This window comes from Paraburkholderia atlantica (assembly GCF_000092885.1).
Classification (GTDB): domain Bacteria; phylum Pseudomonadota; class Gammaproteobacteria; order Burkholderiales; family Burkholderiaceae; genus Paraburkholderia; species Paraburkholderia atlantica.
This window is the reverse complement of record NC_014118.1, coordinates 1,956,879-1,969,817: the sequence shown is the minus strand read 5'-3', so window position 1 is coordinate 1,969,817 and position 12,939 is coordinate 1,956,879. Positions and strand designations below refer to the sequence as shown.

The window sequence follows — 12,939 nt, the reverse complement described above, 5'->3', positions numbered from 1 at the left end:
TCCATTCATGAACAGGCAATCGATTCCGCTTCTGTCGCCGGCTATCGGCACGCACCGCGAGCTGGTGTCGTTTCATTTCGGCCCGGCCAACAGCGGGCAGAAGATTTATATCCAGGCGTCGCTGCATGCCGACGAAACGCCGTCGATGCTGACCACGGTGCTGCTGAAACGGCGTTTGCTGGAACTCGAGCAGGCCGGCGCACTGAATGCGGAAATCGTGCTCGTGCCGGTGTCGAATCCGGTCGGGCTTAGTCAATACGTGCTCGGTCAGTTCGTCGGCCGCTTCGATCTCGGCAGCGGCAAGAACTTCAACCGGCATTTCGTGCAGTTCACGAAGCTCGTCGCGGATGCGAAAGAGGCGCTCGGCGCCGACGCGAACGAGAACCGCCGCATCGTGCGCGCACTGCTCGCGGCCGAACTCGCGCAACAGAAGCCGCTGACCGAATTCGATTCGCTGCAACTGGCGCTGCTGAAACTGTCATACGACGCGGACATCGTGATCGATCTGCATTGCTCGCTCGAAGCGGCGATGCATGTGTACACGAGCGAGGCTGCGTGGGCCGAGTTCGAGCCGCTGTCGCGCTACCTCGGCGCCGAGGCCTCGTTGCTCGCGACGGATTCGGGCGGCGGCGCGTTCGACGAAACGCATAGCTTGCTGTGGTGGACGTTGCAGCAGCAGCTGCCGGCGAGCAAGCCGGTGCCGACCGGCACGATCGCGGTGACGGTCGAATGCCGCGGCCAGCGCGACGTGTCGTACGAAGTCGCGCAGCGGGATGCCGACGCGCTCGTCGACTATCTGGTGTGGCGCGGTGCGATTCGCGGTGAGGCCAGGCCGTTGCCGCCGCTGCTGTCGCCGGCGACGCCGCTCGCGGGCAGCGAGCAGTTCTATGCGCCGGTAAGCGGGATTCTCGTGCACCGCGCGAAGATCGGCGACACGATCCGCGTCGGCCAGCCGCTGTTCGATATCGTCGATCCGCTGACCGACGAGACGACCACGATCGTCAGTCAGACCGAAGGGGTGCTTTATATGCGGCGCGCGATCCGCTTCGTGACGACCGGTGCGCCGCTCGGACGCGTGACCGGCACGCGGCCGATCAGAACTGGCGTGTTGCTGGGCGCCTGATCGATTGACGGAGGGCCCGCGCTCTTCGTCGCACCGCCTCCGCGCCGGTGGCACGAGCCACGACGCATCGGGTGCCGCTATGCCGGACTCGGCACCCAGGTCCGAGTCAATGCCTCGCGCGACGGCCCTCTCATGCGCCGCTGCCGCGTTGCCGTGAAGTTGAATGGCGCGACCCGACGCGGCCATTCCCCGTCTCGCCGATTGTGCGGATTTAATCTCTTTCAGCCGCGAAAAAGCCCAAGCCCGCTTGCGGACAAAGGCCGATACTCGTCGTCATACTCTACGTGTGTCGGCGCGGCCGGCTTTTTGAAGGAGACGGACAAAGTGAGCAAGGCTATCCAATGGAGCGGGGTGTTTCCCGCCGTCAGCACCCAGTTCAAGCCGGATTTCTCGCTCGACATCGACGGGACGCACCGCGTGGTCAGCAATCTCGTCAAGGACGGCGTGTCGGGTATGGTGGTCTGCGGCACGGTCGGCGAAAACACTTCGCTGAGCACGTCGGAAAAGCTGCAGGTGATCGAGGCCGCGCGCGACGCGTCCGGTGGCCAGGTGCCCGTCGTCGCGGGCGTCGCCGAGTTCACGACCGAGTTCGCGCGGCAGACGGTGCGTGAAGCGGCGCGAGTCGGCGTGGACGGCGTGATGGTGATGCCGGCGCTCGTCTATTCCGCGAAGCCGCACGAAACCGCCGCGCATTTCCGCTCGGTCGCGACCAGCACCGACCTGCCGGTGATGATCTACAACAACCCGCCGATCTACAAGAACGACGTGACGCCGGACGTGCTGATCGCGCTGCAGGACTGCGAGAACATCGTCTGCTTCAAGGATTCGTCGGGCGATACGCGGCGCTTCATCGATCTGCGCAACGCGGTGGGCGACCGCTTCGTGCTGTTCGCCGGCCTCGACGACGTGGTGGTCGAAAGCATCGCGGTCGGTGCGGAAGGGTGGGTGTCGGGGATGTCCAACGCGTTCCCGAAGGAAGGCGAGACGCTGTTTCGCCTCGCCACCCAGAAGCGTTTCGACGAGGCGCTCGCGCTGTATAGCTGGTTCATGCCGCTGTTGCACCTCGACGCGCGCCCCGACCTCGTGCAATGCATCAAGCTGTGCGAGGAATTGCTCGGCCGCGGCAGCGCCGTTACGCGTCCGCCGCGCCTTGCATTGCAAGGCGATACGCTTGCCGAAGTCAAAGATATCGTCGCGAAGGCGCTCGCTACGCGTCCGATGCTGCCGGATGTTGGTCTTTGACCGCCTGAAAGGCATCGGCATCTTGTCCGCCTGGTAGGCTGACGCGACGTTGGTGTGTTTCGTTGTCGGTGACACGTTGCTCTTGCCGATCAGTTGCGAGCTAATCGTCGGTTGATCGAAGGAAAATGGAAAGTAGTGGGAAGCTCGATGCTCATGGCACTGCCATCTGCGCTATGTTTGCTGCATTACGGTTCGCGCGTGAGCACGATTCAATGACTCGCATCGATTCACCCATCGACATCTCGCAGCTCGAAGACGAATGGCTCGAAGCCGACGGCTTCGGCGGCTTTGCGTCGGGCACGGTCGGTATGTTGCGCACGCGCCGCTACCATGCGCTGCTGCTTGCCGCGACGCGCGCGCCGGGCGGGCGCATGGTGCTGGTCAACGGCATCGAGGCGTGGGTCGAGGCGGGCGGCGAGCGCTTCCCGTTGACCATGCAACGCTATGGGCCTGACGTGATCTATCCGGATCTGCGCGGCAACCTGCTCTGTTTCGATACCGCGCCGTGGCCGACCTGGCGCGTTCAACTCGATACGCGTACTGCGATGATCGCCGACGTGTTCGTCAGCAAAGCGAAGTTCGAAACGGTTTTGCGCTGGCGGCTCGAAGGCGGCGAACTCGATGCGCCGGTGCTGAAGGTCAGACCGCTGTTGTCGGGCCGCGATTATCACGCGCTGCATCACGAGAATCCGGCTTTCAACTTCGGCGCGCAGGTCAGCGCCGATCAATCGTGCGCGAGCTGGCAACCATATGGCGGACTGCCGGTCGTGCGGGCGGCGACCAACGGCACCTATTCGCATGCGCCCGATTGGTATCGCAACTTCTGCTACGTGCGCGAGCAGGAGCGCGGTCTCGATTGCAACGAAGACCTCGCGGCGCCCGGCGTGTTCAGCTTCGATCTCGCCCAGGGCGAAGCGGTGATGATTCTGAGTGCATCGAGCGCGGCCGTCACCCCAAGCACCAACGACAATCCCCAAACCACCGCCCACGCCGCCCAACTCGCCGACAGCGAACAACAACGCCGCGCCGCACTCGGCTCGCGCCTGCAACGCTCGGCCGACGCCTACGTCGTCACGCGCAACGAGGGCCGCACGATTCTCGCGGGCTTTCCGTGGTTCACCGACTGGGGCCGCGACACCTTCATCGCGATGCGCGGCCTGCTGATCGCATCGAACCGTCTCGACGACGCCGAAGCGATCCTGCTCGAATGGTCGGGCGCGCTGTCCGACGGCATGCTGCCGAACCGCTTTCCCGACTACGGCGACTTGCCCGAATACAACTCGGTCGATGCGTCGCTATGGTTCATCGTCGCGGTTCACGACTATCTGGCGACGCCGCATGCAAGCGCGCAGACGCGCGAGCACCTGCAGCAAGCCGCGGAAACGATCCTGACCGGCTACACGAACGGCACGCGCTTCAACATCGGCTGCTGTCCCGACGACGGTCTGCTGCGCGCCGGCATCCCCGGCGTGCAACTGACGTGGATGGACGCGAAAGTCGGCGACTGGATCGTCACACCGCGCATCGGCAAGCCGGTCGAAGTGCAGGCGCTCTGGATCAACGCGCTGCGAATCGCATCGGCATGGAACCCGCAGTGGCGGCAGGCTGCCGAGCGCGCGGCGCTCGCATTTCGCCGGCGTTTCGTCGATCCGGATACGCAGACGCTGTTCGATAACGTCGACGTCGATCATGCGCCGGGCACGATCGACCGCTCGATCCGGCCGAACCAGATCTTCGCGGTCGGTGGCCTGCCGTTTCCGCTGCTGGAAGGCGCGGCGGCGGGCGCGGTGGTGGCTCAGGTCGAAGCGCAATTGCTGACGCCGCTCGGCCTGCGCTCGCTCGCGCCGTCCGATCCGGCCTATCGCGGCCACTACGGCGGCGCGCAGCTCGAACGCGACGGCGCCTATCATCAGGGGACCGTGTGGGTGTGGCTGATCGGCCCGTTCGTCGAAGCGTGGCTGCGAGTGAATGGCGCAAGCGCCACGAATCTCGCGCAGGTGAGGACGCGTTTTCTCGCCCCGCTGTACGTGCATCTCGATCACGCGGGCCTCGACCACCTGTCCGAGATCGCCGACGGCGACGCGCCGCACGCGCCCGCCGGCACGCCGTTCCAGGCATGGTCGCTCGGCGAATTGCTGCGTATTGAAAGTCTGCTTGCCCGATTCGAGCGCGACGGCGCGTAAACCGCGCTACGATGTTGGGTCCTACCGCCAGGCTTGTTGCAAGGACGTCCTCATGCCACCGCTGCGCGCTGCCAATCTGCTTGCCACGATCGAAGGTTCCCGGCTGCATTCGCCCGAATGCGGCCACTGGCAGCGCTGGGGGCCGTATCTGAGCGAGCGCCAGTGGGGCACGGTGCGCGAGGACTACAGCGCGAACGGCACCGCGTGGGACTCCTTTCCGCACGACCATGCGCGCAGCCGCGCCTACCGCTGGGGCGAAGACGGCATCGCCGGGTTCGGCGACGACCGGCTCAGCTGGTGCGTGTCGCTTGCGCTGTGGAACCGCAAGGACCCGATCATCAAGGAGCGCCTGTTCGGCCTGACGAACTCGCAGGGCAATCACGGCGAGGACGTGAAGGAGTTGTACTTCTATCTCGACGGCACGCCCACGCACTCCTACATGCGCATGCTGTACAAGTACCCGCATGCTGCCTATCCGTACCAGGACCTGATCGAAGAAAACGCGCGCCGCGGCGGCGACATGCCGGAGTACGAAGTGCTCGATACCGGCGTGTTCGACGATCTGCGTTATTTCGACGTGCACGTCGAATACGCGAAGCACACGCCCGACGACATCGTGATGCGCGTGACGATCGAGAATCGCGCGGACGAGGCGGCGTCGCTCGATGTGCTGCCGCAGATCTGGGCGCGCAACTCGTGGTCGTGGAAGGAGAACAAGGACAAACCGAAGCTCGTCGCCGGTACCGACCATGACGGCGCGGTGCGTCTGCTTGGCCATCATCATGTGCATGAGCCGATCGTCGTGACCGCGTGGTCGAAGGACGCGCCGCAACTCGCGTGGCTGTTCTGCGAGAACGACACCAACGTGAAGCGGCTGTTCGGCATGGACGGCGCGGGCCCGTTCAAGGACGGCTTCAACGATTACCTCGTGCACGGCGACGCGAACGCGATCCGCCGCGACGCGGGCACCAAGGCCGCCGCGCATGCACCGCTGGAACTCGGACCGCACGGACGCGCGGTCGTGTATCTGCGCTGGCACCCGCAATCGGCGACCGATGAAGCGCCATTCGATGCCGACGCGTTGATCGCCCGCCGCCTCGCCGAAGCCGACGAATTCTATGGCGCGTTGCAGCATGAGATCACCGACCCCGATGCGCGCCTCGTGCAACGTCAGGCGCTCGCCGGCATGCTGTGGTCGAAGCAGTACTACCAGTACGACGTGCAACGCTGGCTCGACGGCGATCCGCTGCAGCCGAGTCCGCCCGCCGCGCGCAAGCAGGGCCGCAACAGGGACTGGCGACATCTGTGCAATGCGGACATCGTATCGATGCCGGATAAGTGGGAGTACCCGTGGTACGCGTCGTGGGACCTCGCATTTCATGCGGCCGCGTTCGCGCTGATCGATCCGGCGTTCGCGAAAAAGCAATTGCTGTTGCTCGTGAAGGACCGCTATCAGCATCCGAACGGCCAGTTGCCCGCTTACGAATGGGCGTTGAGCGACGCGAACCCGCCTGTCCATGCATGGGCCGCATGGCGCGTGTACGAGATCGATCGCGCGCTGACCGGCAAGGCGGACCGCGATTTTCTGGAACTCGTGTTTCACAAGCTGCTGCTGAATTTCTCGTGGTGGGTGAACCGCAAGGACGCCGACGGCCACAATATTTTTCAGGGCGGTTTTCTCGGGCTCGACAACGTCGGCATCTTCGACCGCTCGTCGCCGCTGCCGACCGGCGGCCATATCGATCAGGCCGACGGCACCGCCTGGATGGCCGCGTATGCGCTCGACCTGATGCGGATCGCGCTCGAACTCGCGTACGCGAACCACGTGTTCGTCGATATCGGCGTGAAGTTCTTCGAGCACTTCCTGTACATCGCGGAAGCGGTCAGTTGCGACGACGGCTGCGACACGGGCCTGTGGGACAGCGCGGACGAATTCTTCTACGACAAGCTGCGCTTGCCCGATGGCAGCAACATGCCGATGCGCGTTCGCTCGATCGTCGGACTGATACCGCTGTTCGCTGTGCATGTGCTCGAAGAGCGTTTGCATGGCGGCTTGCCGGGCTTGCGCGAGCGCCTCGTATGGTTCCTCGAGCATCGGCCCGATCTCGCGAAGCTGGTGTCGCGCTGGAACGAGCCCGGCAAGGGCAACGCGCTGCTACTGTCGCTGCTGCGCGGACATCGGATGAAGGCGCTGTTGCGGCGCGCGCTCGACGAAAGCGAATTTCTTTCCGATCACGGCGTGCGGGCGTTGTCGCGTTGTCATCGCGAGCATCCGTTCGTGTTCGAGCACAACGGCAACAGCTTCTGTGTGAAGTATCTGCCGGCCGAATCCGATACCCGTGTGTTCGGCGGCAATTCGAACTGGCGCGGGCCGGTGTGGATGCCGGTCAACTATCTGCTGATCGAATCGCTGTACGAGTTTCATCGCTATTACGGCGATGAATTCCGCGTTGAGTATCCGACCGGGTCGGGCCAGAAGTTCTCGTTGAGCGAAATCGGCGACGAACTCGCGCGCCGCGCGACCACGCTGTTCCTGAAGGACAAGAACGGCGAGCGGCCAGTGATGGGCGCTTATCCGCTGTTGCAGGCGGACCCGCGTTCGCACGATCTGATCCTGTTCCACGAGTATTTTCATGGCGACAACGGTCGTGGCGTTGGGGCTTCGCATCAGACCGGCTGGACCGGGCTCGTCGCGTTGCTGTTGCAGCCGCGCGCGATGGCGGCCTCGGGCAACGTGCCGCTTGCCGGGGAACCGGCGCCGGCGCCCGCGCCGATTCCGGTGAAAGAACCGGTGCCGTCGCTCGCGGCCGCGACGACGAAGTAAGCACGCCGCGCGCTCGCGCGCGAAGGCGATTGAACTGTGCGGCAGCGCCCGTGGTCTTTCATCTATCGCCACGTTCGTTCTATCGGCTTACCAAGTTCCGGGTGAATCCCATGTCGACTACACCGAACGCTTCCGCCTCTTCCGATCAACCCAACGCAACGTCCGCCTTGAGCTGCAAGCTCAGCTCGAACCGATACGGCACGCTGTCGTCGCCGGCCGGCAAGAAGCCCGCGCCGCCGTGCACGCTCGTGATTTTCGGTGCGGGGGGCGATCTGACCAAACGTCTGTTGATGCCGGCCCTGTACAACCTCTCGGTCGATGGCCTGCTCGATGACAGCATGAAGATCATCGGCGTCAATCACGGCGAGCGCGAAACGCGCGAATGGTGCGACGAACTGCATACGTCGCTGCAGAAATTCGCCGCCGACAAGGCGAGCACCTTCCACGCCGGCAAGCTCGACGACAACGCGTGGAACTGGGTCGCGCAGCGCCTCGAATACATGGCGGGCGAGTTCGAATCCGACGACACGTTCGCGAAGCTGAAGCAGAAGCTCGATCAGTCGAAGGGCGGCAACGTGATCTTCTACCTCGCGGTCGGCGCGCGCTTTTTCAAACCGATCGCCGAGCGGCTCGGCAAAGCCGGCCTGCTGAAAGAAGACGACGGCGCGAACGGCGGCTTTCGGCGTCTGGTGATCGAGAAGCCGTTCGGCACCGATCTCGCATCGGCGCGCGATCTGAACGCGCACATCCTGTCGTATGCGCGGGAATCGCAGGTGTACCGCATCGATCATTTTCTCGGCAAGGACACCGTGCAGAGCATCCTCGCGGTGCGCTTCGCGAATGCGATGTTCGAGCCGGTCTGGCGGCGCGAGTACATCGACTGCGTGCAGATCACGGCGGCGGAAACGATCGGCGTCGAAGGGCGCGGCAGATTCTACGAGCAGACCGGCGCGTTTCGCGACATGGTGCCGAACCATCTGTTCCAACTGCTCGGCATCGTGGCGATGGAGCCGCCGAATTCATTCGACGCCGAAGCCGTGCGCGACAAGAAGGTCGAGCTGTTCGACGCAATCCAGCCGCTGACGCCCGACGACGTCGTATTCGGCCAGTACGAAAAGGGGCCGGCCGGTGTTGGCTATCGCGAGGAGCCCGACGTTGCGCCCGGCAGCGCGACGGAAACCTACGCGGCGGCGCGTGTGTTCGTCGAGAACTGGCGTTGGGCGGGCGTGCCGTTCTATCTGCGTACCGGCAAGCGGCTCTCGGTGCGCCGCACCGAAATTTCGGTGCAGTTGAAGCCGGTGCCGTTCCGCCTGTTCCGCGACACGCCGGTCGACGCATTGACGCCGAACGTGCTGACGTTGCGCATCGATCCCGAGCACGGCTCGAGTTTCGATTTCAACGTGAAGGCGCCGGGACCGGTGATGCAGGTCGGTGCGGTGCAGTCGTCATTCAACTATGGCGACTTCTTCGACGAGCGCGCGAACGTCGGGTACGAGACGCTGCTGTACGACTGCATGCTTGGCGACGCGACGTTGTTCCAGCGCGCCGACGGCATCGAGACGGCCTGGTGTGCGGTCGACGACGTGCTGCATCCGAAGAGCGGCGGCGCTCTGCGCGCGCACGGTTATGCGGCCGGCAGCGACGGGCCGGCCGAAGCCGACGCGCTGCTCGCGCGCGATGGCCACGCATGGCGGCCGTTGCAGCAGAAAGGGCCCAGTCGCAACGCGTAGCGCCAGCTTTGAACCAACCCGCAGACACGTATCACAACCGCCTCACACAATCGGGACACATCGTGCCAACACGCAACAAGAACGCAGTGAAACGGAATGCGCCGAAAAGCGGCAGCGAGCATATCCTCGCGATCGACGTCGGCGGCACCGGCCTGAAGGCCGCGATCATCGACGCCAACGGGCAGATGAAGACCGAGCGCGTGCGCGTTGCGACGCCGCATCCGTGCACGCCCGATCAATTGGTGGACGCGCTCGCGCAACTCGTGGCTCCGCTCATCGAGCAGGTGCAGCCTGTTTGTATCTCGATCGGCTTTCCGGGTGTCGTGCGCAATAACCGCATTCTGACCGCGCCGCATTTCGGCATCGAAGGCTGGCACGACATTGCGCTCGCGGATTCGCTCGCGCGGCGCCTGGGCGGTCTGCCGGTGCGGATGATCAACGACGCCGAGATGCAGGGCTTCGCGGCAATCGAAGGCCGCGGCCTCGAATTCGTGCTGACGCTCGGCACCGGCGCCGGCACTGCGATGTTTCGCGATGGCGAGTTGATGCCGCACCTGGAGCTCGCGCATCATCCGGTCAGCAAGAAGGGCGTCGCGTACGACGAATACATCGGCGAGGCCGCGCGCGAGCAGGTCGGCAACAAGCGTTGGAACCGGCGTGTCGAGAAAGTGATCGGCATTCTCGAGTCGCTGGTCAATTACGACAAGCTGTGGATCGGCGGCGGCAACGCGGCACGCATCAAGTTTGCGCTGCCGGCGAACGTGGCGACCGTTTCGAACGACGCGGGGATCGAAGGCGGCGCGAAATTGTGGCATCCGCTGTCGGTGCGCGAGACGCGGCAGTATCCGGAGGCGACGGAGAAGACGGGGCGGTTTGAGCCGAAGTGAGGGGGGCGGTTGCTGCCATTGCTATGTCCAGCGCTTAGGCGCTGGACAGTGCTCATAGTTACTTCGGTTTTGCTGGCAACGGATTATCTTGCCTGTAGGTGCGCTTGGGCTTAATGACCAAACGCTTTACCTGTGCGTCCAATTCCTTACTGTGATACAGGTCCAGGCACTTCAGGAAGTCGAATCGGACACCTTCAATTTCCGATTCGACCAGCGGGTTTTGATAATCTCGCGCCAAATAACTGTCCACCAAGGCTTTGATCGCGTCTGGAGCCTTCTCCAAGTCATAGTAAGTCCAGTCTCGCAATACATTGACGCTGCTTCCGGCATCTATAGCGGCATCTTTGTCGTTCTTGTAGGCGTTCGCGATACAAGTAGCCAGAACCATGTCTTTGTAATTCTGTGCATAAGAACGCGCTCCAGCTTGTGGAGTCGCACGTTGGTCCGCTTTCGCATAGCAAGCTGACGTACCGAAGATGAGGGAAGAAGCCGTTAGGATGCCAACCAAAACCTTCTTCACGGCAAACTCCAGAAGTTCGCACGGTCAGTGTGATACTTCGCCTCAGGTTGATTGAAATAGCAGTGGTCGTAACAGGTTCTGCCGTCGAACAGTGTCGCATGTCCTTGAGCGTCCGACCAACCTGAGACCTCGAAAAGAATCAGTCCCTTCCTACCAGCAAGCATCCCGCCCCCGGATGGCGGATACTTAACAACTTCAGTTTTCCCCACCGCTGCCGAAGGAAGGCACTCAAATCTTTGACGCGGAAAAATACTGCCGCTTGTCTGCTCCGGATACTGTCTGTCCTGGAAGATTCGGAATAACCAAACCCGCTTGGTTCAGGATGTAACTCATCCGTACTGCGCAGGTATTGTTCCAGCGTTGATTTGGATCAGGGTTATTGATGTTCTTCTCAACGTACCCGCCAATTACTTTTGCAACCTTGGCGCCTGAATTTGCAGGCTCGAAGATTCGCTGCGAAGCGGCCCAGGCAGCAGAGAAATGAGGTCGAGTCATTTACTATCCTTGATTTCGGCTTCAGTAAGATCGTCGTTGCGCGGTTGCCGATGACCGTTTCAGCCTACGAGCTATCTGTTTGATTCGCGCAACTCCATGCGCAATATGCCGCCTCTTCCATCTCAAAACAACATTCTCGCTATAGTTGATGCATTGATCTTCAACGGAGACTCCCCTTGAGTCGCATCCACCTGGCCCTCGCGCCACGCCTCCTCTCCACTGTCGCGTGCGCGCTGCTCGCTTACGCGAGCGCACATGCCTACGCGGCACCGGCCTTCGCAGTGTCGTCACCAGGACTGGCAGACGGCGGCACGCTCAACGCGAGCCACGCGGCGAGCGCGAACAACTGCGGCGGCGGCAACGTGTCGCCAGCATTGCAATGGCATAACGCGCCGGCCGGCACGAAGAGTTTCGCGGTGACGATCTTCGATCCCGACGGCGCGAAAGGCCTCGGCATCGTGCACTGGATCGTGTACGGCATCGCACCGGGTACGACCGGACTCGCCGAGGGCGAAGCCGCGCCGGCGGGCAGCGTCGCCGGCACGAATCGCACCGGCGGCCCCGGCTATTACGGCCCGTGTCCGCCAGTCGGCGATGTGCCGCATCACTACGTCGCGCAGGTCTATGCGCTCGATCTGCCGCCCGACGCGTTGTCGGCCGGCTTGACGCGCGACGCGTTCCTCGCCGCGATCAAGGATCACGTGCTCGCCGCGACGAGCACCGTGCTGCGCTACGGACGATGAAAACGTGCGGCCGAACGCCAGGCCGCGCTTGATCTGCCGGGCGGGTGCTCAGCGCGCCGCATCCCCCCAGCGATACTGCACGCTCGCTTCATCGAGCTGAGTCTTGATGGCGTCGTCGAGCGTGAACCCGGCCGCCGCGAGCGTATCGCTCAACTGCTCCGCGCGGCTCGCCCCAATGATCGCAGACGTGATCAGCGGATTCGCGAGCACCCACGCAAGCGATACCTTCGCCAACGACTCGCCGGTCGGCGCGGCGATCGCCTTCAGTCGTTCGATCGTGTCGAACTCGCGCTCGTGCCAGTAGCGCTCTTGATACATCGCGCCAGCCTTGCCGACGCTTTCGGTGAAGCGCCCTTCGGCGGGCTTCGCATCGAGCTGGTGCTTGCCCGTCAGCAGTCCGCCCGCAAGCGGGTTATACGGCATCACGGCTAGCTGCTCCTCGGCGGCCAGCGGCAGCAGCTCACGCTCGATCTGACGAAACAGCAGGTTGTAGCGCGGCTGAATCGACACGAAGCGCGCGACGCGCAGCACGTCCGCGCGTCCCAAAGCTCGCGCGAGCCGGTACGCAAGAAAGTTCGACACGCCGATATAGCGGGCCTTGCCCGAGCGCACGATCGTATCGAGTGCTTCGAGCGTTTCGTCGAGCGGGGTTTTCGCGTCGTCGGAATGGAGCTGGTACAGGTCGACGTAGTCGGTGCCGAGGCGCTGCAAGGACGCATCGATCGCATCGAGCAGGTGTTTGCGCGATGCGCCCTGATCCCACGCGGCGGGCCCCATCTTGCCGACCGCCTTCGTCGCGACGATGAAGCGCTCGCGCTTGCCCTTCAGCCAGCGTCCGACGATTTCCTCGGTGCGTCCGGCCAGGTCTTCGCCGGCGCCGAGCGGGTAGACGTTTGCGGTATCGATGAAATTGACGCCCGCGTCCGCGGCCATGTCGAGGATGCGGTGCGATGCGGCTTCGTCGGTTTGCAGGCCGAAAGTCATGGTGCCGAGACACAGGCGCGAAACGGTCAGGCCGGTGCGGCCGAATTGGCGATATTGCATAAGTCGACTCCAGAGGGGACGAAAGCGTTTGCCGGAAGGGCGGGACTTTAATGTTGTGCGGTGTTGTAAAAAGGATAAACGTACTTGCGGTTCGATGTGCGCGACCGCCGCTATAAGACGTTATCTAAATGAAAGAAATCACGTAAGG

Annotated in this window: 10 protein-coding genes; 7 read left to right on the top strand and 3 right to left on the bottom strand. The window is 63.4% G+C overall.

What is annotated here, in order from left to right; genetic code table 11:
- Nucleotides 1-7 precede the first annotated feature (7 nt).
- The 6 genes from BC1002_RS24885 (at nt 8) to BC1002_RS24860 (ending at nt 9,989) form a co-directional block, all read left to right on the top strand.
- Nucleotides 8-1,123 (top strand): succinylglutamate desuccinylase/aspartoacylase family protein, encoded by a 1,116-nt coding sequence (locus tag BC1002_RS24885; protein WP_013092764.1) that lies wholly within the window; start codon nt 8-10, stop codon nt 1,121-1,123.
- 324 nt (nt 1,124-1,447) lie between these two features.
- A complete protein-coding gene (locus tag BC1002_RS24880; RefSeq protein ID WP_013092763.1) occupies nt 1,448-2,365 on the top strand; it encodes a dihydrodipicolinate synthase family protein in 918 nt (305 codons plus the stop codon).
- A gap of 212 nt (nt 2,366-2,577) precedes the next feature.
- Nucleotides 2,578-4,548 (top strand): amylo-alpha-1,6-glucosidase, encoded by a 1,971-nt coding sequence (locus BC1002_RS24875; RefSeq protein WP_013092762.1) that lies wholly within the window; start codon nt 2,578-2,580, stop codon nt 4,546-4,548.
- A 52-nt stretch (nt 4,549-4,600) separates the two neighbouring features.
- Nucleotides 4,601-7,372 carry an MGH1-like glycoside hydrolase domain-containing protein gene (locus BC1002_RS24870; protein WP_013092761.1) on the top strand — a complete coding sequence of 924 codons (2,772 nt, stop codon included), beginning with the start codon at nt 4,601-4,603 and terminating at the stop codon, nt 7,370-7,372.
- 110 nt (nt 7,373-7,482) lie between these two features.
- Nucleotides 7,483-9,102, top strand: a complete 1,620-nt coding sequence (gene zwf / locus BC1002_RS24865; protein WP_013092760.1) for a glucose-6-phosphate dehydrogenase — start codon at nt 7,483-7,485, stop codon at nt 9,100-9,102.
- A 62-nt stretch (nt 9,103-9,164) separates the two neighbouring features.
- Complete coding sequence (locus tag BC1002_RS24860) at nt 9,165-9,989, top strand: ROK family protein (protein ID WP_013092759.1); 825 nt, start codon at nt 9,165-9,167, stop codon at nt 9,987-9,989.
- Between the two features lie 58 nt (nt 9,990-10,047).
- Here the strand turns inward: BC1002_RS24860 and BC1002_RS24855 are convergent, their stop codons facing one another.
- Nucleotides 10,048-10,509 carry a type VI secretion system amidase immunity protein Tai4 gene (locus tag BC1002_RS24855; protein WP_013092758.1) on the bottom strand — a complete coding sequence of 154 codons (462 nt, stop codon included), beginning with the start codon at nt 10,507-10,509 and terminating at the stop codon, nt 10,048-10,050.
- A 228-nt stretch (nt 10,510-10,737) separates the two neighbouring features.
- On the bottom strand, nt 10,738-11,004 hold the full coding sequence (locus BC1002_RS39045) for a hypothetical protein (protein ID WP_013092757.1): 267 nt from the start codon (nt 11,002-11,004) through the stop codon (nt 10,738-10,740).
- A 176-nt stretch (nt 11,005-11,180) separates the two neighbouring features.
- Here BC1002_RS39045 and BC1002_RS24850 point away from each other — a divergent pair, with 176 nt between their 5' ends.
- Nucleotides 11,181-11,747: a YbhB/YbcL family Raf kinase inhibitor-like protein gene (locus BC1002_RS24850; protein ID WP_013092756.1), complete on the top strand. Its 567-nt coding sequence runs from the start codon at nt 11,181-11,183 to the stop codon at nt 11,745-11,747.
- Nucleotides 11,748-11,795: 48 nt separating this feature from the next.
- On the opposite strand, the gene BC1002_RS24845 is transcribed toward BC1002_RS24850, so the two are convergent.
- Nucleotides 11,796-12,791, bottom strand: coding sequence for an aldo/keto reductase (locus BC1002_RS24845; protein ID WP_013092755.1), 996 nt, complete (start codon nt 12,789-12,791; stop codon nt 11,796-11,798).
- Between the last annotated feature and the right edge of the window lie 148 nt (nt 12,792-12,939).